Annotated in this window: 17 protein-coding genes, 1 tRNA gene and 1 riboswitch; of the genes, 13 read left to right on the forward strand and 5 right to left on the reverse strand. The window is 61.0% G+C overall.

What is annotated here, in order from left to right; all coding sequences use genetic code 11:
* The first annotated feature begins 105 nt into the window (after window positions 1-105).
* On the forward strand, window positions 106-1,008 hold the full coding sequence (locus NMG80_RS16425) for a histone deacetylase family protein (RefSeq protein WP_254019047.1): 903 nt from the start codon (window positions 106-108) through the stop codon (window positions 1,006-1,008).
* A 24-nt stretch (window positions 1,009-1,032) separates the two neighbouring features.
* Here NMG80_RS16425 and NMG80_RS16430 read toward each other — a convergent pair whose 3' ends face one another.
* Window positions 1,033-1,296 carry a DUF6460 domain-containing protein gene (locus tag NMG80_RS16430; RefSeq protein WP_254019048.1) on the reverse strand — a complete coding sequence of 88 codons (264 nt, stop codon included), beginning with the start codon at window positions 1,294-1,296 and terminating at the stop codon, window positions 1,033-1,035.
* A 253-nt stretch (window positions 1,297-1,549) separates the two neighbouring features.
* Here NMG80_RS16430 and NMG80_RS16435 point away from each other — a divergent pair, with 253 nt between their 5' ends.
* From NMG80_RS16435 to NMG80_RS16465, 8 genes are all read left to right on the forward strand, one after another.
* Window positions 1,550-3,421: an acyltransferase family protein gene (locus NMG80_RS16435; RefSeq protein ID WP_254019049.1), complete on the forward strand. Its 1,872-nt coding sequence runs from the start codon at window positions 1,550-1,552 to the stop codon at window positions 3,419-3,421.
* A gap of 72 nt (window positions 3,422-3,493) precedes the next feature.
* Window positions 3,494-3,567, forward strand: a tRNA-Gly gene (locus tag NMG80_RS16440).
* Window positions 3,568-3,838: 271 nt separating this feature from the next.
* Window positions 3,839-4,087 (forward strand): DUF3606 domain-containing protein, encoded by a 249-nt coding sequence (locus NMG80_RS16445; protein ID WP_367185962.1) that lies wholly within the window; start codon window positions 3,839-3,841, stop codon window positions 4,085-4,087.
* A gap of 154 nt (window positions 4,088-4,241) precedes the next feature.
* Window positions 4,242-4,967, forward strand: a complete 726-nt coding sequence (locus tag NMG80_RS16450) for a Crp/Fnr family transcriptional regulator (RefSeq protein ID WP_254019050.1) — start codon at window positions 4,242-4,244, stop codon at window positions 4,965-4,967.
* A gap of 137 nt (window positions 4,968-5,104) precedes the next feature.
* Window positions 5,105-5,308, forward strand: coding sequence for a hypothetical protein (locus tag NMG80_RS37885; protein WP_127316415.1), 204 nt, complete (start codon window positions 5,105-5,107; stop codon window positions 5,306-5,308).
* Between the two features lie 191 nt (window positions 5,309-5,499).
* Window positions 5,500-6,264, forward strand: coding sequence for a WXG100 family type VII secretion target (locus NMG80_RS16455; protein WP_254019051.1), 765 nt, complete (start codon window positions 5,500-5,502; stop codon window positions 6,262-6,264).
* Window positions 6,261-6,656, forward strand: coding sequence for a phage holin family protein (locus tag NMG80_RS16460; RefSeq protein ID WP_254019052.1), 396 nt, complete (start codon window positions 6,261-6,263; stop codon window positions 6,654-6,656). The genes NMG80_RS16455 and NMG80_RS16460 overlap by 4 nt, the downstream gene beginning before the upstream one ends.
* Window positions 6,653-7,537 carry a hypothetical protein gene (locus tag NMG80_RS16465; RefSeq protein WP_254019053.1) on the forward strand — a complete coding sequence of 295 codons (885 nt, stop codon included), beginning with the start codon at window positions 6,653-6,655 and terminating at the stop codon, window positions 7,535-7,537. The genes NMG80_RS16460 and NMG80_RS16465 overlap by 4 nt, the downstream gene beginning before the upstream one ends.
* A 103-nt stretch (window positions 7,538-7,640) precedes the next feature.
* On the opposite strand, the gene NMG80_RS16470 is transcribed toward NMG80_RS16465, so the two are convergent.
* Window positions 7,641-8,645, reverse strand: a complete 1,005-nt coding sequence (locus NMG80_RS16470) for a L,D-transpeptidase family protein (RefSeq protein ID WP_254019054.1) — start codon at window positions 8,643-8,645, stop codon at window positions 7,641-7,643.
* Between the two features lie 156 nt (window positions 8,646-8,801).
* Window positions 8,802-9,791: a LysR family transcriptional regulator gene (locus NMG80_RS16475; RefSeq protein WP_254019210.1), complete on the reverse strand. Its 990-nt coding sequence runs from the start codon at window positions 9,789-9,791 to the stop codon at window positions 8,802-8,804.
* A 335-nt stretch (window positions 9,792-10,126) separates the two neighbouring features.
* Between NMG80_RS16475 and chvE the strand changes: the two genes are divergently transcribed.
* The 4 genes from chvE to araD1 all read left to right on the forward strand — a co-directional run bounded on the left by chvE (window position 10,127) and on the right by araD1 (window position 15,393).
* Entirely contained in the window at window positions 10,127-11,191 is a 1,065-nt protein-coding gene (gene chvE / locus NMG80_RS16480) for a multiple monosaccharide ABC transporter substrate-binding protein (protein WP_202364657.1), read from the forward strand.
* 99 nt (window positions 11,192-11,290) lie between these two features.
* Window positions 11,291-12,823, forward strand: a complete 1,533-nt coding sequence (gene mmsA / locus NMG80_RS16485; RefSeq protein WP_254019055.1) for a multiple monosaccharide ABC transporter ATP-binding protein — start codon at window positions 11,291-11,293, stop codon at window positions 12,821-12,823.
* Window positions 12,820-14,112, forward strand: a complete 1,293-nt coding sequence (mmsB, locus tag NMG80_RS16490) for a multiple monosaccharide ABC transporter permease (RefSeq protein ID WP_254019056.1) — start codon at window positions 12,820-12,822, stop codon at window positions 14,110-14,112. Before mmsA ends, mmsB begins: the two co-directional genes overlap by 4 nt.
* Window positions 14,113-14,400: 288 nt before the next feature.
* Window positions 14,401-15,393, forward strand: a complete 993-nt coding sequence (gene araD1 / locus NMG80_RS16495) for an AraD1 family protein (protein ID WP_254019057.1) — start codon at window positions 14,401-14,403, stop codon at window positions 15,391-15,393.
* A 217-nt stretch (window positions 15,394-15,610) separates the two neighbouring features.
* On the opposite strand, the gene NMG80_RS16500 is transcribed toward araD1, so the two are convergent.
* Window positions 15,611-16,384, reverse strand: coding sequence for an ABC transporter substrate-binding protein (locus NMG80_RS16500; RefSeq protein ID WP_254019058.1), 774 nt, complete (start codon window positions 16,382-16,384; stop codon window positions 15,611-15,613).
* 95 nt (window positions 16,385-16,479) lie between these two features.
* A complete protein-coding gene (locus NMG80_RS16505; RefSeq protein ID WP_436798629.1) occupies window positions 16,480-17,592 on the reverse strand; it encodes a 2'-deoxycytidine 5'-triphosphate deaminase in 1,113 nt (370 codons plus the stop codon).
* 106 nt (window positions 17,593-17,698) lie between these two features.
* Window positions 17,699-17,776, forward strand: a riboswitch (SAM riboswitch).
* Window positions 17,777-17,818: the final 42 nt, after the last annotated feature.

Genomic DNA, 17,818 nt, shown 5'->3' on the forward strand with positions numbered 1-17,818 from the left:
TGATCGAACAGCCGATGTGGCCCAGATTCCGGACGCCGCGCAACCACTCATCCCGCCACGGCCAACCGAAACCCGCCTCTGGCGCACCCGCCGTAAACCACCCAAATGCCCCTGCAGATCGTTCATCATCCCGACTACGACGCCGGCTTCGCCGTCAACCATCGATTCCCGATGAGCAAATACAAACTGCTGATGGAAGCCTTGGGCGCGCGCGGGCTGGCTGGCCACGCCGCACTCAACATGCCCGAGCCGGCCCCGGCATCATGGCTGAAGCTTGCCCATGCCGCCGGCTATGTCGACCAGGTGCTGGCCTGCGAAGTGCCAGAAAAAATCGAGCGCGAGATCGGCTTTCCGGTAGGCCCGCGCGTCTCGCTCAGGGCGCAGCTCGCAACGGGTGGCACCGTGCTGGCGGCGCGGCTGGCGTTGCTGAACGGCATCGCCTGTAATACCGCCGGCGGCAGCCATCATGCGCGGCGCGCGCAAGGCGCCGGCTTCTGCACCTTCAACGATGTTGCCGTGGCTTCACTGGTGCTGCTTGCCGAAGCAGCCGCCGGCAATATCCTGATCGTCGATCTCGACGTGCATCAGGGCGACGGCACGGCCGACATTTTGGGCGATGAACGGCGCGTTTTCACCTTTTCCATGCATGGCGACCGTAACTATCCGACGCGCAAGATCGCTTCCGACCTCGACATCGCCCTGCCCGACGGCACCGGCGATGCGGCCTATCTCGAAAGGTTGGGCGGCATCCTGCCGGAACTCACCGCCAGGGCGCGCTGGGACATCGTTTTCTACAATGCCGGGGTCGACGCTCATGCCGAGGACCGGCTTGGCAGGTTGTCGCTGTCGAACGAAGGGCTGCGTGCCCGCGACGACATGGTGATCCGTCATTTCCGCGCGCTCGGCATCCCGGTCTGCGGTGTTATCGGCGGCGGCTATTCGACTGACGTGGCGGCTCTGGCCGCGCGCCATGCCATCCTGTTCGAAACGGCTTCAGGCTTCGCCTGACGGCCTTCGGTTTCGGCGTCTGCTCTATTTCCGGTAGTTGGCGATCCTGAGCAGGATGAAGGCTGGAAGGACGATCGCCGCGCCCAGCAGGATGTAGCCGAGGAAACGGTCAATAGCGCGGAAGCCCAGGTTCCAGAGATCGACGAAGAAATTGCGGATGCCGTAGAGCACATCCATCGGCGACCAGCCGAAAGCGTTCATGACAAGGCCGACGAGGAACGATACCACCAGCAGCTTCAGCAGCACCCGGAGCGGCGTGTCGCCGAGAAAGCGCGTCAGTGCGGACAAGGCGTGTCTCCAGATTCGGTTGCCCCGACTCGGGCACAGCTCCAGAAATACGCACTTGGCCGCCCGGCATCAAGGTGATCGCTCAGTTGCTCCGGTCGGCGCTTTGCCGAATTGTGCTCTTGACACTTATGTTGCAGCGCAGCAAAATTGGACGACAGAGGGTAACCAGTTGATATCGAACTGCCAGACTCATCGCCCGGCCATCGACGGACTGCGCTGTCTCGCCGTGACCTGCGAACACAGGACTTCTTGAATGCAGTACAGGCGCGATATCGATGGTCTTCGGGCCGTTGCGGTACTGCCGGTTGTACTCTTCCATTTCGGAATTTCGGCAATTCCAGGTGGTTTTACCGGCGTCGATATCTTCTTCGTCATATCCGGCTATCTGATCACCGGAAGCCTTCTGGACGACCTTGAACGCGGCCAATTTTCGATCATCAGCTTCTATTGGCGCCGTGCCCGGCGCATCCTGCCGGCTCTGATCTTTGTCACGCTTCTCAGCTGCATTGCGGCATTGTTCATTCTTCTGCCGTCGGATCTGCACGAATTCAGTCTCAGCGTCATCGCGGCCTCGACTTTCTGGTCGAACATCTATTTTTGGAAGACGTCAAATTACTTCTCGATCGATGCCGAACTCCGACCGCTGTTGCACACGTGGTCGCTTTCGGTCGAGGAGCAGTACTATATCTTTGCCCCGATCCTGATGTTCCTGATCTATCGCTATTTTGGCAAACGCTGGCTGACGATCCTCCTGCCGATCATTCTCGGCAGCTTCGTGCTGGCGGTCATGGCGACATGGCTGGCGCCAAGCGCGGGATTCTACCTGCTGCCGACACGGATCTGGGAACTCATGCTGGGCGCGGTGCTCATGCTGAAACGGCCCCCGCCCTTGAGCAGCCGGTTCCTTATGGAACTGCTGGGGCTGGCCGGATTTGGCCTTCTTGCCATCGGGTTCTTTGCGGTCTCGGAGAGCGACCCGTTCCCGGGCTACAACGCTTTGTATCCTTGCGTCGGAACGGCCCTCCTTATCTATGTCGGCCAAAACAGCCCCTCGACGATCGCCAGCCGCATACTCGAAGTCCGGCCGCTGGTCTGGATCGGTCTCATCTCGTATTCGCTGTATCTTGTTCACTGGCCGATCAATGCGTTCGCGCACTATCTCTCACTAGAAGAGCTCGACCCGTCGATGACCGTTGCGTTGACGGTTGCAAGCTTCGCATTGGCTGCATTTTCGTGGAAGTACATCGAGCAGCCGTTTCGGCAGAAAAGGAGCTTCACCGCCCCGGTGCCCATCTTCGCCTTTTCAGCGGGCGCGATCGCTGTTCTTTGCCTTGGCGGGGCGGCCGGGGCGCTCGGCAACGGCTTTCCGCAACGCTTTCCAGACTATGCCCAACAGCGGATTCCTGTCGGGGACTGGGGCAATGGCACCTGTTTCAACGAGGGCTCCAGCCGGATCGAAAGCTGGAATATCGAGGATTGCACGCGCACACGCGGCTTCCCGACAACCGTATTGTTGTGGGGTGACTCGTTCGCCGCCCACTATGTTCCAGGCCTGGACGCCAACATAAATCAGCTACAGGCCAACATCGTGGAATATACCTACGCAGGCTGTCCACCGATTCTCTCTTACTTCTCCTATGCACGCCCGGATTGCATGCGGTTCAATCAGCACGCCCTGAAGATCGTCCAGGACGCCGGCATCAAGACGGTTGTACTCAGCGGTCGGTGGACCGACTACGAGGCCAGAAGTTTCGACGGTCTCCAGCAAACGATCGATACGCTTCGTGGCCTGGGTGTGCGTGTGTTTGTCATCGGCCAGTCTCCACAGTTCATAACCGACGTTCGGAAAATCGCGTTCTTCGCAAAACGGGAAAATCTGGATGATGCGTCCTGGCCAATGGCCATGGATCCCGACATCAACAACCGTGTGCGCGCATTTACCAAAGGCGCCACCTTTATCGATCCCCTGAATTTCCTCTGTAGCGCGGGACGCTGCTCCTACGCCGACGCAGGCCAGTTCCTCTATTTCGACTATGGCCATTTCTCTTCAATCGGGGCCACGCTGGCAATTTCGAAATACTGGCCGGCCTTTGCCTCAGACGATGCCCTTGCCACGACGGAGTAACAGTCTGGCAAGGCACGAGTGCACGCTCAACCATTGCCCGAACGCCGGCTTGCGTGGTAACGAGGCTGCTGCGCGGGTATGATGTAATGGTAGCCTGTCAGCTTCCCAAGCTGAACGCGCGGGTTCGATTCCCGCTACCCGCTCCAGCTTGCCCAGAAAGGGATTGAGGTTGATGACGAACTGCGGTCGATAGAATCCGTTCGTCACTTTGGCGCGGCCTGGCCACCAAGGAAGGCATCACCTGCGCAATGAAGTCGGGCCGGCCGGCGCCGCACCTCACAGGACCACATGATCACGTCCCGGTGGGCGGCCTATATCAGCTGAACAGAACATAACGTGATTCTAATAAAAGGCGGCAACAAAAGACGCTGATCCGCGTTGCGTTTGATCTGAAGGCCAGCCAGGGAGGAACCGCAAATGGCCGACGACAAGAGCAATAGAGGTTCTGGCGACGGAAACCGCGTCGCGCGCGACCAAGACTATGAGTTCCGCTATTTCGCTACCAAGTTCGGCCTCTCAATACCGCAGATCCGCGAGCTTTTTGGCAAACACGGCACTGATCGCGAGACCCTGTATCGGGAGGCTCGGAAGCTCGGAAACGCCGTGACCACACAAGAGCGGATCTCGAACGACGACCGGACTTTTCACAACCAGGGCCGCCCATGACCGGCAAGCGACATAGAGAAGAAGTCGAACATGAGAGCGACCATATTTATGCGTATCCGACAGGCGGCCAAGTCGTAGATGCTCGGGACCTGCGGTACGTCAACTGGCACGAGCCGCTGGAACTCGATGCCTGATCTGCTCAAAAGGCACCGCGATGTTCGGCAAAGACCTCCTGGTTCGCATGCTCGACCGCCGCGACGCCCTGCCGCCAGACGAGATCGCGCTCATTGAGGCTCTTCCGGTTCGGCCGGTAACTTTCGGACCCGATGAGGAGATCGTCAGGGAGGGTTCCCGCCCCACCGAAAGCTGCCTTGTCGCGAATGGGTTCGCAGTTCGAAACCAGGCTATTCGGGAAGGAAAGCGTCAAATAACGGCAATTCACGTGCCGGGAGACTTTGTCGATCTGCATAGCTTACCGCTAAAAGTGATGGATCACAGCGTGAGCGCCCTGGGTTCGTGCGATGTAGCTTTCATTCGACACAAAGACCTGCTCACAGCAATGGGTGGAAGTCCACATCTCACCCGGATGCTCTGGCTTTCGACGACTATCGATGCCTCGATCCAACGAACTTGGATAACCTGCCTCGGGCGTCGCTCCGCCAAACAGCATCTCGCACATATAATTTGCGAGTTGTATGTCCGGTTAGAAATAGTTGGATTGGCCTCTGACCAGACGTTCGCAATTCCACTGACGCAAGCGGAATTGGGCGACGTGCTTGGTCTATCAGTAGTTCACGTGAACCGGACGCTGCAGGAACTTCGAGCGAAGGACCTGGTTAGCTGGAAAGACAGGAGGATTGTTATCCTGGATTTCCAGCGATTGGCCTTACTGGCCGACTTTGATGCGACCTACCTGAATCTCTTCCATGAACCGCGGTGACCGCCTCGGCCAGGATGCGCCAGCGCGCTGATGTGGGATCAAGATTTCTCGTCAACTAAACAATGTGAATGAGCCCTCGCTCCGGATCGATTACAGCGGGTTCAATTGGCACAGTTGACGTCAAAGAAGGATTGCATATGCGTGAACTCGAAAATCTCATCGAACATTATGTAAATATTCGGAGGCGGCGCCATAGTTTCATATCGACGGGGCTCGCCGTTAAGGCGCTCAAACAGATTGTTCCGGCATGTTCGGTCTCAGATTCCGACCTGGCGAACATGATTGCCAATCGTGCAATAGACTACAACCTTCCGGTGAGCTTTGACCTTAATGAGAGCTAGGCGTGGCGCGTCATTATGCTAGCCCGACCATGAGCCTATGAGGTCCGCTGCACCGAGGCGCGGACCTGGCTCCGCATGTCGGCCTAGGTCTCCGCGTCTTGGCTCACGGCGCGTGCGAAGTTCCGAGAGACTTCACCCGGCTCAGCGATTGGTTAGCGATTGCTATTTTAGCTGGAAGTGATGGAACATGTTTGCCCCCGGCAAGTTCGTTAGGCAATGGAGGAGATTGCCGCCATGAACAGTGTCATTTATCTCATCGGCCTTGTCGTCGTCGTGCTTGCGATCCTCTCCTTCCTCGGATTCCATTAGGAGACACCATGCAGGGCGAAGACGATCAGGGCCGTAAGCCGGCCGATTTCGAAACAGCCAGAAGCGAGCTGTCCGAACGGTTCCAGCAGGAATCGCAGACCGCGACAGAGGCGCTTCACGGCGCTCGCGACGAACTCGCCAGGAAGGCGGGCGACTACGCTGCTGAAGCGAAGCAGGCGTTGTTCGACAAGGCCGAGGGAACACAGCGCGATATCAGTTCCAGCCTAAAGGCCTTTAGCGGAGCCTTGCGAGCAGCAAGCGAGCATCTGGCCAATAATGATCAACGGACCGCTTCGAAGTTCACCCTCGATGCCGCCGGCTCGCTTGAACGCCTTTCATCTTCGTTGAAGGACAAACCATTCGAAGATGTTCTTGGCGAGATGCGGTCGTTCGGCCGCGAAAACTCAGGGGCGCTGATAGCCGGCTCAGTATTGGCAGGCTTGGCGCTGGGGCGGTTTATCAAGAGCTCGCCGCCATCTGCCCGCGCCGAAGCACAGCGTCGATCGGGAACAGATCGGCCGTCCGGAACGATTTCGAGCTCGGATAAGTCCGCCACGCGATCGGCAGAGGCACCCGACACGACGCCGCCCCGCTTCAATCAGCCCAGAGACGACAGGGCCGGCGAAAGCCTGGAGCGGAACCCATGACCAACAACCAGGAAAGTCGCGGCCTCGCAACCCTCGTCAGCGATCTGGCACAGCAGGTCACAACCCTGCTTCAAACCGAGAGTAGGCTGCTGCGGGCCGAAATGTCGGAAAAAATCAGCAAGGCCGGCGCAGGCGCCGCCGAGGTTCTGGCCGGCGCCATATGCCTTCTCGCAGCCTTGATGGTGCTTTTGCAAGCACTTGTAATCGCCCTGGCGAGTGCCGGCCTGGGAGCGGGATGGTCCTCGCTGCTGGTCGGGATCGTCGTCGCGGTACTGGGGATCATTCTCTTGCGCTCTGGCACGAAAAGCATGGCTCCTTCCGAGCTGACGCCCGATCGCACACAAGACCAACTGAAGCGCGATGCACGCGTGATCAAGGATCAAATGAGATGAGCGACAAATCCGCAGCCGAGCTTGAACGCGATGCCGAGATCGCCCGGGCCAAAGTAGCAGACACCGCCGATTCGATCCGCAGCAAGATGACACCGGGTCAATTGATCGATGAATTTACCGGAATGTTTTCCGGCGGCGAGGGGTCTGCTATGCTTGGCAACCTCAAGTCGCAAGTCAGGGACAACCCGTTGCCGCTGACGTTGATTGGAGCCGGCCTGGCCTGGCTGATCCTCGGCAACGGCGCGTCGGCAACCAACTCAGCTGCCGCCGCTTATCGGACAGGCACGGCTCGTGACGCGTTCTCGGACCCGCGCAGCGATGAGGATTTCAGCCAGGGCAGCGAAGCGTCCGGAATCGGGGCGATGCTCTCGGATACCGCCGGTTCGGTTACATCAGCAGCAAGCGGCGCGGCCGAAGCTGCGGCAAACGCTGCAACGGGCGCCAAGGAGAGGATGACAAACACCGCCGGCCAACTCGGCTCAAGCGCCAGCGATATAGCGGCGCGGACGCGCCAATCGGCACAAGACCTCTTCGAGCGCGAACCGCTGGCTATCGCCGCAGTCGGCCTTGCGCTGGGCACTGCCATCGGGGTGATGCTGCCACACACAGCCACAGAGGATGAGCAACTTGGCGCCTACCGCGACAAAATTCGCGACAGTGCGGAGGAGGTTTTCGAAACGGGCCTGGAGCAAGCAAAGCAAGTTGCCGCCGAGACCTACGAAACGGTCAAGGAAGAGGCCGACCGGCAAGGCTCGGGTGGAGATGCCGACACGCTGGCAGGCAAGGTCGGCAAAGTTGTCGAATCGGCGGCAAAGCGAACCGAGGAAGCCATTCGCGATCGTTTGCCGGGGTCGTCGGACGGGTCTTCCACCAACTCGTAGCTCGCCACCGGCCTGAAGGCCAGGTCCATAGGACGTCATCCGGCATCGTCTCCGGCGCGCGCCCGGGCCTTTGCGAGAGCAGGTGGCTGGCCAGTCCGCTTTGCTACGGAGCAAGCTCGTCGACGGCGCCGGCGATCTCGTTCTTGAACTCGACTTTCGTGCCCGGCTGCACCATGGAGCCGAGATCTTCGGCATCCCAATTGGTCAGCCGGATGCAGCCATGCGAGAAGGTCGTGCCGATCTTACCAGGTTCGGGCGTTCCGTGGATGCCGTAGCTTTCGATGGAGAGATCGATCCACACCGATCCCACAGGATTGTTCGGCCCGGCAGCGATGGTGAAGGGACGCTTGGCCTTGACTCCCTTGAAAGCGAAATCCGGATCGTAGTGATAGGTCGGGTTGCGCACCACGCGCTTGACCTCCGCCATGCCGCTTGGCGCCGGGTTTTCATCGCTGCCGATCGAGGCGGGGTAGACTGCGAGCCATTTGCCGGAAGGATCGAGCACGCGCACCAGGCGAGCGCCCTTGTCGACCTCAATGCCGGCAACGGCCGCGGGAGGATCGCCCCGGCCAACATCAGGCACGATCAAGGTCTTGCCGGGCCTCCTGAAGCCGACGCCCGGATTGAGCATCTTGAGCAACTCTTCGCTGACATGGAAGCGCTCCGCCAGCTTCTCCGCCGCGTTGCGATAGGCGAGCCGCCGCAGACGGGCCATCCTCTCCATGCGAGCCGGAATACGCCTGGTGAAGGGTCCGCGCACATCCTTGCGCGTCACCTCATAGGTGACCAGCACCGGGTCGGAGGAGGTCTCCGTGAGCTTGCTCCAGGTCTCCGCAGTGAGCTTGCCATCGGATCGGAGTCCGTTCGCCTGCTGAAAGGCGCCGACTGCCTTAGCGAAGTTCTCTGAGAGGCGACCGTCGATCAGCCCCGGCGAGAAGCGGGCGCGATCCAAAAGAATCTGCGCCTTGAGCAGCGTCGGATCGACATCCTCTGATTCGCCGGCGGTGAACTGGGCCTGATTGACGGTCGCCAAGTCCAGTTTGGCCGAACGCGCCCCGCCGCATGCGAGGGCAAGCATCGCGGCGAAGACGAGGAGAAGCCTGACCATCGATAGCCTTCCTGGGACCCGCAACAGGAGCCCGCTTCTATGACGCGGCACGGCCCTGTGTGGTTCCTTCGCTCGAGCGATATTCTGATTGAAGCGACATGGGATTGAAGCGACTTGCTGAATTGAAGCGACTCGGGCCGAAGCGCCGTAGCGCCGTCAGCCCACCTCTCGCAAAATGAAGTCGTGCAGCATCTTGGCTGCCGGCGACAGCACGCGATTTTTAACGGTGATCAGGCTGTAAGGCCTGACCTCGATGTCGAATTCGGTCTGGACGACGTCGATGGCGCCGGCCAGCCCCTCTGGGTTCTGGATGAATTTCGCCACCTGGATCGACACCGGCGCGATGGCGTCCGACTGTGCGACCATGACCAGGGTGAGCAGCAGCGAGCTGGTGTTGAGGATGCGGTCCGGCAGCGCGATGTTGCGGTTCAGGAAATTGCTCTCCATCGCCTGGCGCAGCGGCGAGCCGCCCGACTGGAAAACCCAGTCATAGGCGGCGGTCTCCTCCAGCCGCACCGCCTTGCCCTTAGCCAGCGGGTGGCCGCGGCGCACGATGAGGCAGGCTTTTTCGACGCCGATGACGCGGGCCTCGAACAGCCGCGGATTGAGGTCCTCGGGGATGCGCGCGATGATGAAATCGTGACGTGTGGCGATCAGCTCGCGCGCCAGCACATTGGAGGTCTCGACCTGCATGGTGATCTCGATACGCGGATAGATGCGCCGGATCTCGCGGATCGCCGGCACGGCGAGCTCGATTGCAGGGGCCGTCACCGCGCCCAGGAACACCGAACCGCCCTTGCCCGCCTTGAGCTCGGATATCTCGCGGTCGACTTCACGCATCTCGAGCAGGATCGAACGCGCGCGCCTCGCCAACGCCTTGCCATAGGGCGTCAGCGTGATGCCGCGCGGCAGCCTCTCGCACAGCTTGACGTCGAGCACCGCCTCCATCTCGGCGATCATGCGCGAGGCGGCGGGCTGGGAGATGTTCATGACCTGGGCTGCCGCGCTGACCCGGCCATGGTCATCGAGGGCTGCGATCATGCGCATGTGGCGCAGACTGAGGCCGCTGCGCAGCAAGGTTTCACTCCTGCCGGGACTTTCCCCATAACCCTCTGAAAGTCCGCCAGGATCCCGTAGCGCCGCCATGATGTCCGTTTGCTCCTCGCTGGTGGCCGGCCGGCAATCCCGGCCCGATCTTTTGGCCACTTTGAATTCTTTTGGCCAGTTTCAGTATATCAGCTTGGGTATAGCAACTACCAAAGATCGCATTTGACAGTTATGGCAAAGCGCCACACGTTTGCGCGTCCTGAAACCTGACCGTCGCCAGCGAGAAAGATCGCATCGACCGGAACCAGAGTCTCAGGGCCGATTGGGAGGATACCGGAGATCGATATGGCGGCAGCGGCGCGTTTTGGCGCTCCTGCACGATCGCGCGGCCCACGAAACCCAGGGTGCGCGTCCATCAACCAGGGAGAGTTAATGTGAAGATCATCAAGACACTGGCCGCCGTCGCGGCCCTTAGCATCGCGGCCATGACGGTCCCGGCGCAGGCAGGCGAAGGCCTCATCGGCGTGCTGATGCCGACCAAGACCTCGCAGCGCTGGATCAACGACGGCGACGCCGTCAAGTCCCAGCTCGAGGCTCTGGGCTACACTGTCGACCTGCAATATGCGCAGGACGACATCCCCAACCAGCTCAGCCAGCTGGAAAACGAAATCACCAAGGGCCCAAAGGCGCTGATCATCGCCTCGATCGACGGCACCACTTTGTCGGACGCGCTGCAGAAGGCGGCTGACGCCGGCGTCGTCGTCGTCGCCTATGACCGACTGATCAAGAAGACTCCGAATGTCGACTACTACACCACTTTCGACAATTTCGGCGTCGGCGTCATCCAGGCGAAATCGCTGCTCAAGGGCCTCGGCTATCCTGAGAACAAGGGTCCGTTCAACGTCGAACTGTTCGGCGGCTCGCCCGACGACAACAACGCCTTCTTCTTCTACGACGGCGCCATGTCCGTTCTACAGCCGCTGATCGACGACAAGACCCTGGTCGTGAAGTCCGGCCAGATGGGCATGGACAAGGTCGGCACGCTCCGCTGGCTGGCAGCCACCGCCCAGGCCCGCATGGACAATCTGCTCTCCGCCAACTACTCGGATGGCAGCCGCGTCGATGGCGTGCTCTCGCCGTATGACGGCCTGTCGCGCGGCATCATCGCCTCGCTTCGCGCCGTTGGTTACGGCACGGCCGATCAGCCATGGCCAATCGTCACCGGCCAGGATGCCGAAACCGCTTCGGTCAAGGCGATCATCGCCGGCGAGCAGTACTCGACCGTGTTCAAGGACACCCGCGAACTCGCCAAGGCGACGGTCGAGCTCGTCGACAAGGTGCTCTCGGGCGGCAAGCCGGAAGGCCTCGACACCAAGACCTACAACAACGACGTCAAGGTCGTCCCCTCGATCCTGCTGACGCCGCATGATGTCGACAAGTCGAACTACCAGGCCCTGGTGGTCGATTCCGGCTACATCAAGGCCGAAGAGCTGAAGTAACCGCAGACGTAAAACCCGGGGTCCTGCGTAACGCAGGGCCCCGCTTCGTCAGTGAACGACCCCGGTATGTTTCCGGACCTCGCAGGAGTGATATTGCCGATGGCCTCGACGATTTTGGAGATGCGTGACATCACCAAGACGTTTCCCGGCGTCAAGGCGCTTTCGAATGTCAACCTCAGCGTCGAGGAAGGCGAGATCCACGCCGTGGTCGGCGAGAACGGCGCCGGCAAGTCGACACTGATGAAGGTGCTGTCGGGCGTATATCCAGCCGGCACCTATGACGGCGAAATCGTCTATCGCGGCGATGAGTGCCATTTCAAAGGCATCCACGACAGCGAGCGCCGCGGCATCGTCATCATTCACCAGGAACTCGCGCTGGTGCCGATGCTGTCGATCGCCGAAAACATCTTCCTCGGCAACGAGCACGCCAGCTACGGCATCATCGACTGGAACGCCAACGAGACGCGCACCAGCGCTCTGCTCAAGAAGGTGGGCCTTAGGGAAGACCCCAAGACGCTGATTACCAATATCGGCGTCGGCAAGCAGCAACTGGTCGAGATCGCCAAGGCGCTCAGCAAGGAAGTGCAGTTGCTGATCCTCGACGAGCCGACGGCGAGCCTGTCCGAAAAGGACAGCCAGGCGCTGCTCGAACTGCTGCTCGAATTCAAGCGGCAGGGCATCACCTCGATCCTGATCTCGCACAAGCTCAACGAAATCAACCGGGTCGCCGACAAGGTCACGATCATCCGCGACGGGCGGACGATCGAGACGCTGGCGAAAAAGGACATCTCGGAAGACCGCATCATCACCTCGATGGTCGGCCGCTCGCTGGACGACCGTTATCCGTCGCGCGAGCCTAACATCGGTGAGATCGTGCTCCAGGTGAGGAACTGGTCGGTCTATCATCCGATCCATGCCGAGCGGCAAGTGATCAAGGGTATCGATATCGACGTCCGCAAGGGCGAGGTGGTGGGTATCGCCGGGCTGATGGGCGCCGGACGCACCGAATTCGCGATGAGCCTGTTCGGCCGCTCCTATGGCCGCCGCATCACCGGCGAGGTGCTGCTCAACGGCAAGCCCATCGATGTCTCCTCTGTCAGCAAGGCAGTGGAACACGGCATTGCTTACGTCACCGAAGACCGCAAGACCTACGGTCTCAACCTGATCGATCATATCAAGCACAACATCACGCTGGCCAATCTTCCCGGCGTGTCGCGCCACAGCGTGATCGACGACATGCGCGAGCTGGCCGTCGCCAACGACTACAAGGCCAAGACCAACATCCGCTCGTCCAGCGTTTATCAGATGACCGGCAATCTATCGGGCGGCAATCAACAGAAGGTGGTGCTGTCGAAGTGGCTGTTCGCCAATCCGGAGGTGCTGATCCTCGACGAGCCGACGCGCGGCATCGACGTTGGCGCCAAGTATGAAATCTACACGATCATCGCGCGTCTCGCCTCGGAGGGTAAGGCGATCATCGTCATCTCGTCGGAGATGCCCGAACTGCTCGGCATCACCGACCGTATCTATGTCATGAACGAAGGACGTATCGTCGGCGAAATGGCGGCGAGCGATGCCAGCCAGGAAAAGATCATGCGCGCCATCGTTCGCGGAGAAGGAAAAGCATCATGAGCACCGAAAGCGGTCCCGTCCCGAAAAGCGGCGTCGCCGAAGATGTGCAGCAAGGGCCGCGCGTTGCCGTCTCGGCGCTGGTCACCAATTTGCGCGAATACGGTCTGATCCTGGCGCTTATCGCCATCATGGTGTTCTTCCAGTACACGACGTCCGGAACGCTGTTCAAGCCGGTGAACTTGAGTAACCTGGTGCAGCAGAACAGCTTCATCATCGTGATGGCGCTGGGCATGCTGCTGGTGATCGTCTCCGGCCATATCGATCTCAGCGTCGGCTCCGTCGCCGGTTTTATCGGCGCGCTGGCGGCGATGATGATGGTCATCTGGCCGCTCGGCCCTTTCAGCAATCCGCTGGTGGTGTCGATCATCTGCCTGATCGTCGGTGGTGCAATCGGCGCGGCACAAGGCTACTGGATTGCCTATCACCGAATACCGAGCTTCATCGTCACGCTGGCGGGGATGCTGATCTTCCGCGGCATCTGCCAGGCGCTGCTGGGTGGGGGGTCTTCCGTGGGGCCGCTTCCGGTCGGCTTCAAGGCGCTCAGTTCCGGCTTCATTCCCGACGTGATCGGCTCATTGACGCTGATACCGCCGGTCGTGAACGCCGCCGGCAAGACAATCGTCGGCAGCGGCCTGACGCTGCACATGACGACGATCCTGCTCGGCATCGTCGCCGTGGTCGCCTATGCATATTTCGGGCTCAGGGCACGGCGCAGCCGCGAGCGGCATGGCTACGAAGCCGAGCCGTTCTCGCTGTTCGTCATCAAGACCCTGGTGACCAGCGCGCTGGCGCTGTTTCTGGTCTACCAATTCGCCACCTACAGGGGTCTGCCAATCGTTCTCGTGGTGATGGGCGTGCTGATCGCGCTGTTCGTCTTCGTCACCAAACGCATGACGGTCGGCCGCCGTATCTACGCAATGGGCGGCAATGCCAAGGCGGCGCAGCTTTCGGGTATCAAGACCGAGCGGCTGACCCTGATGGTGTTCATCAATATGGGCGTGCTCTCGGCGCTCGGCGGGCTGATTATTGCGGCGCGCCTTGGTCAGGCGGTGCCGGCGGCCGGCCTCGGCAGCGAGCTCGACGTCATCGCCGCTGTGTTCATCGGCGGCGCTTCGGCGATGGGCGGCGTCGGCCAGGTTGTTGGCGCGGTGGTCGGCGGTTTCATCATGGGCGTCATGAACAACGGCATGTCGATCATGGGCGTCAATGTCGATTGGCAACAGGTGGTCAAAGGCCTGGTGCTGCTCGGCGCAGTGGTCTTCGACGTCTACAACAAGAACAAGGCTTGAGGGCGAGGGAACTCATGCATGTCGCCAAAAATGTGCAGCGTATTGGGACAACGGCATCAATAAAAGCAAGGATTAAAGCGGGCCCCTTTTCAAACGCGGCGCGCTTTTAGGAGGCACGGGTCACATCGCGGCGCTGCCGGGCGGCGCAAGGAAGTCCCCCAGGGGACCGGGCCCGCGAGCGCAATCCGGACGAAGAATTTCACCCGTGGCGCGGACACCGTCCGAGCTGCGCCAGGAAAGGCTTGCCAGACCGGCAGGCCGGCCAAGGCAATTGAGAGAGGGTACGTCATGCTGATTTCCCAGATCCTCGACGAGGCGGAGACCATCCGCGTCGTCGCCCGCAACGGCGGCAAGACCAGAATCATCAACGGCGCCCGCAGCGTCTATTCGCTGGCGATGGAGGCCGCGCGCACCGGCACCGGGCTCGTCGCCCTCATCGAGCGCAAGGGTTTTGGTGAAGCGGTCGACCTCGATGCCGCATACAAGAAGGGGCGGCTGTTGTCGCCGATCAACCATCCCGACCCGGCGCATCTCCACCTCACCGGCACCGGGCTGACACATCTCGGCTCCGCCGCGACCCGCGATTCCATGCACAAGAAGCTCAGCAGCGACAGCGAGGAGCAGCTCACCGATTCCATGAAGATGTTCCGCATGGGGCTGGAGGGCGGCAAGCCAGCCAAGGGCCAGACCGGCGTGCAGCCGGAATGGTTCTACAAGGGCAACGGCACCATGGCAGTGGCGCCCGGTGCGGCACTTCTGTCGCCCGCCTTCGCCCAGGATGCCGGCGAGGAGCCGGAAGTCGCCGGCATCTATGTCATCGGCGACGACGGCGTCCCGTTCCGCGTCGGCTTCACGCTGTCAAACGAGTTTTCCGATCACGTCACCGAGCGCGTGAACTATCTTTTCCTCGCGCATTCCAAGCTGCGCAACGCTTCGTTCGGGCCGGAGATCCTGATCGGCGACCTGCCGTCCGACGTCAGGGGTTCCTCGCGCATCCTCCGCGACGGCGAGCTGCTGTGGGAGAAGCCGTTCCTGTCGGGCGAGGCGAACATGTCGCACACCATCGCCAATCTCGAACATCACCACTTCAAATATTCGGCCTTCCGCCAGCCGGGCGACGTGCATGTGCACATGTTCGGCACCGCGACACTGTCCTTCGCCGACGGCGTCAGGACCGAGGCCGGCGACGTCTTCGAGATCGAGGCCAGGGATTTCGGCCTGCCGCTGCGCAACCCGCTTGAAATCGAGCAGCCGGTGAAGGTGGCGGTGAAGGCGCTTTGAACGCCAGCCTTCTCCTTCTCCCCTTGTGGGAGAAGGTGGATCGGCGCCCAGCGCCGAGACGGATGAGGGGTGCTGGACGGAATGAGGCGTCGGCGCTCCCTGGAACACCCCTCATCCGACCGAGCGGAGCCTGTCCTCGGGCTTGCCGGAGGCAAGACCCGTGGGCTCGGCCACCTTCTCCCACAAGGGGAGAAGGAAGAAAGCGCACCCCTCAACCTCAATAAATATCGAAATCGAAATATTTGGCCTGGATCTTCTTGTAGGTGCCGTCTGCGACGATCGCATCGATCGCGGCGTTGAGCTTTTCGCGCAGCGCATTGTCTTCCTTGCGCACGGCGATACCGGCTTCGGTCTCTGTGCCCTTGACGTCGCCGACCATCTTGCAGCAGCCGTCGCTCGATTTCTTCATCCAGTCCATCAGCACGAATTTGTCTGAAAGGACGGCATCGAGACGGCCGTTCATCAGGTCGGCGACCGCCTCCTCCTGGGTTGGATAGAGCTTCGCCTCGGCGCCCGCCTTGCTATAGACATCCTGGGCATAGTCGGCCTGGGTGGTCGAAGCCTGGGCGCCGACCGTCTTGCCGGCGAGTGCCGCCGGTTCGGTCGAGGCAATATCGCTGTCCTTCAAGGCCACCAGCGAAAGCGGCGTCGTATAGTATTTGTTGGTGAAGGAGACCTGCTTCTTGCGCTCCTCGGTAATGCTCATGGACGCGATGATGGCGTCGAACTTTCTGGCCTGGAGCGCCGGGATCATGCCGTCCCAGTCCTGCGTGACAAGTTCGCATTCGACCTTCATCTGAGCGCAAAGCGCATTGGCGATGTCGATGTCGAAGCCGACGAGCTTGCCATCGGCGGTGATGGTGTTGAATGGCGGATAGGCGCCTTCAGTGGCGATCTTCAACTTTTCCTGTGCTTGCGCCGACAGGGAACCGGCTGATATCGCCAGCATGACGGCTGTTGCTGCCGATGCGATCCATCTTGAAATCTGCATTTTTTGTTCCCCTTGTTCCAACCGTATTGACGGCCAGGCACAGCCAAGCACGACCCGCGGGGTTCAGGCAAGCACGGTCTGGTCGTGACGAGCGATCAGCGCGCCGCGCGAAAATGCTTGGACAGTTTCAGGCCCTGTGCCTGATAGTTCGAGCCGAGATCTGTGCCGTAGAGCGCCTGCGGCCGCTTCAGCATGTGCTCGTAGACCAGCCGTCCGACGATCTGGCCGTGATCGAGGATGAACGGCACTTCGTGGCTGCGCACCTCGAGCACGGCCCGGCTGCCGGTGCCGCCCGACGCCGAATGGCCGAAACCCGGATCGAAAAAACCGGCATAGTGGACGCGGAATTCGCCGACCAGCGGATCGAAGGGCGTCATCTCGGCGGCATAGAGCGGCGGCACATGCACCGCCTCGCGGGACACCAGGATGTAGAATTCGTCCGGGTCGAGCACCAGTTCGCCGGCGCCGCTCTTATAGAGCGGCTCCCAGAAATCGACGACATCCTGCGCGGCGCGCTTATCGACATCGACCAGGCCGGTGTGGTGCTTGCCGCGGTAGCCGACCAGCCCGTCCTTGTCGCCATCGAGGTCGATCGACAGTGCGATGCCGCCGCCGGAAATGTTCGGCGGCTCGGTGGCGACGAGCGTCTCGGCACGATGCAATTCGTGCAGCTCGCTTTCCGACAAAAGCGCATTGCCGGTGCGGAACCGGATCTGCGACAGCCGCGAGCCGGCGCGAACGACGATCGGAAACGTGCGCGGGCTGACTTCCAGATAGAGCGGGCCGTTGTAGCCGGCAGCGATCTTGTCGAACTCGTGGCCGCGATCGGTCATCACGCGGGTGAAGATGTCGAGCCGTCCGGTCGAGCTCTTCGGGTTGGCCGAGGCGGAAATGTTTGCCGAAAGCGCCAGGCTCTCGAGCAGCGGCACAATATAGACGCAGCCCGTCTCCAGTACCGCACCATCGGCGAGATTGATTTCGTGCAGCTTCAGGCGGTCGAGTTTTTCAGCAACCCTGTGGTTGGGGCCGGGCAGGAAGGAGGCGCGCACCCGCCAGGCCTTGTCGCCAAGCCTGAGGTCGAGGCTGGCCGGCTGCACCTGGTCGGCGTCGAGCGCGCGCGCTGACTTCAGGGCGCCCGACTGGTACAGCGCGGAAATATCCTGATCCGGAAGAATGCCTGTCTGCCGCAAAGTCTGGCTCCGCTCCAAGGCCGGGCGTGGTCTCGCCTGTCGCAGGTTCTTGCCGTGGAACCCGCTGGTACAAACCTCTTAATCATGCCGGCAATTGACGCAAGCGCGGTGCAGGTCTAAAGGATCGTTATCCCGTGGTGATTTGGCCGGTCGGCTTGCAGCCACGTTAAACAAGTCGCTAAAGGACCGTCGGGCCGAAAGGCCGTATGGACCGGTTGCGACTTTCGCGGCCGGTTTTTTTGTG

The sequence above is a fragment of the Mesorhizobium escarrei genome, assembly GCF_935825525.1.
Classification (GTDB): domain Bacteria; phylum Pseudomonadota; class Alphaproteobacteria; order Rhizobiales; family Rhizobiaceae; genus Mesorhizobium; species Mesorhizobium escarrei.

Bases quoted from the DNA above. Each gene is read 5' to 3' on its own strand.
- NMG80_RS16425 (WP_254019047.1), top strand. From the start codon at position 106: ATGCCCCTGCAGATCGTTCATCATCCCGACTACGACGCCGGCTTCGCC.
- NMG80_RS16435 (WP_254019049.1), top strand. From the start codon at position 1,550: ATGCAGTACAGGCGCGATATCGATGGTCTTCGGGCCGTTGCGGTACTG.
- NMG80_RS16445 (WP_367185962.1), top strand. From the start codon at position 3,839: ATGGCCGACGACAAGAGCAATAGAGGTTCTGGCGACGGAAACCGCGTC.
- NMG80_RS16450 (WP_254019050.1), top strand. From the start codon at position 4,242: ATGTTCGGCAAAGACCTCCTGGTTCGCATGCTCGACCGCCGCGACGCC.
- NMG80_RS37885 (WP_127316415.1), top strand. From the start codon at position 5,105: ATGCGTGAACTCGAAAATCTCATCGAACATTATGTAAATATTCGGAGG.
- NMG80_RS16460 (WP_254019052.1), top strand. From the start codon at position 6,261: ATGACCAACAACCAGGAAAGTCGCGGCCTCGCAACCCTCGTCAGCGAT.
- NMG80_RS16465 (WP_254019053.1), top strand. From the start codon at position 6,653: ATGAGCGACAAATCCGCAGCCGAGCTTGAACGCGATGCCGAGATCGCC.
- NMG80_RS16470 (WP_254019054.1), bottom strand. From the start codon at position 8,645: ATGGTCAGGCTTCTCCTCGTCTTCGCCGCGATGCTTGCCCTCGCATGC.
- NMG80_RS16475 (WP_254019210.1), bottom strand. From the start codon at position 9,791: ATGGCGGCGCTACGGGATCCTGGCGGACTTTCAGAGGGTTATGGGGAA.
- mmsA (WP_254019055.1), top strand. From the start codon at position 11,291: ATGGCCTCGACGATTTTGGAGATGCGTGACATCACCAAGACGTTTCCC.
- mmsB (WP_254019056.1), top strand. From the start codon at position 12,820: ATGAGCACCGAAAGCGGTCCCGTCCCGAAAAGCGGCGTCGCCGAAGAT.
- araD1 (WP_254019057.1), top strand. From the start codon at position 14,401: ATGCTGATTTCCCAGATCCTCGACGAGGCGGAGACCATCCGCGTCGTC.
- NMG80_RS16500 (WP_254019058.1), bottom strand. From the start codon at position 16,384: ATGCAGATTTCAAGATGGATCGCATCGGCAGCAACAGCCGTCATGCTG.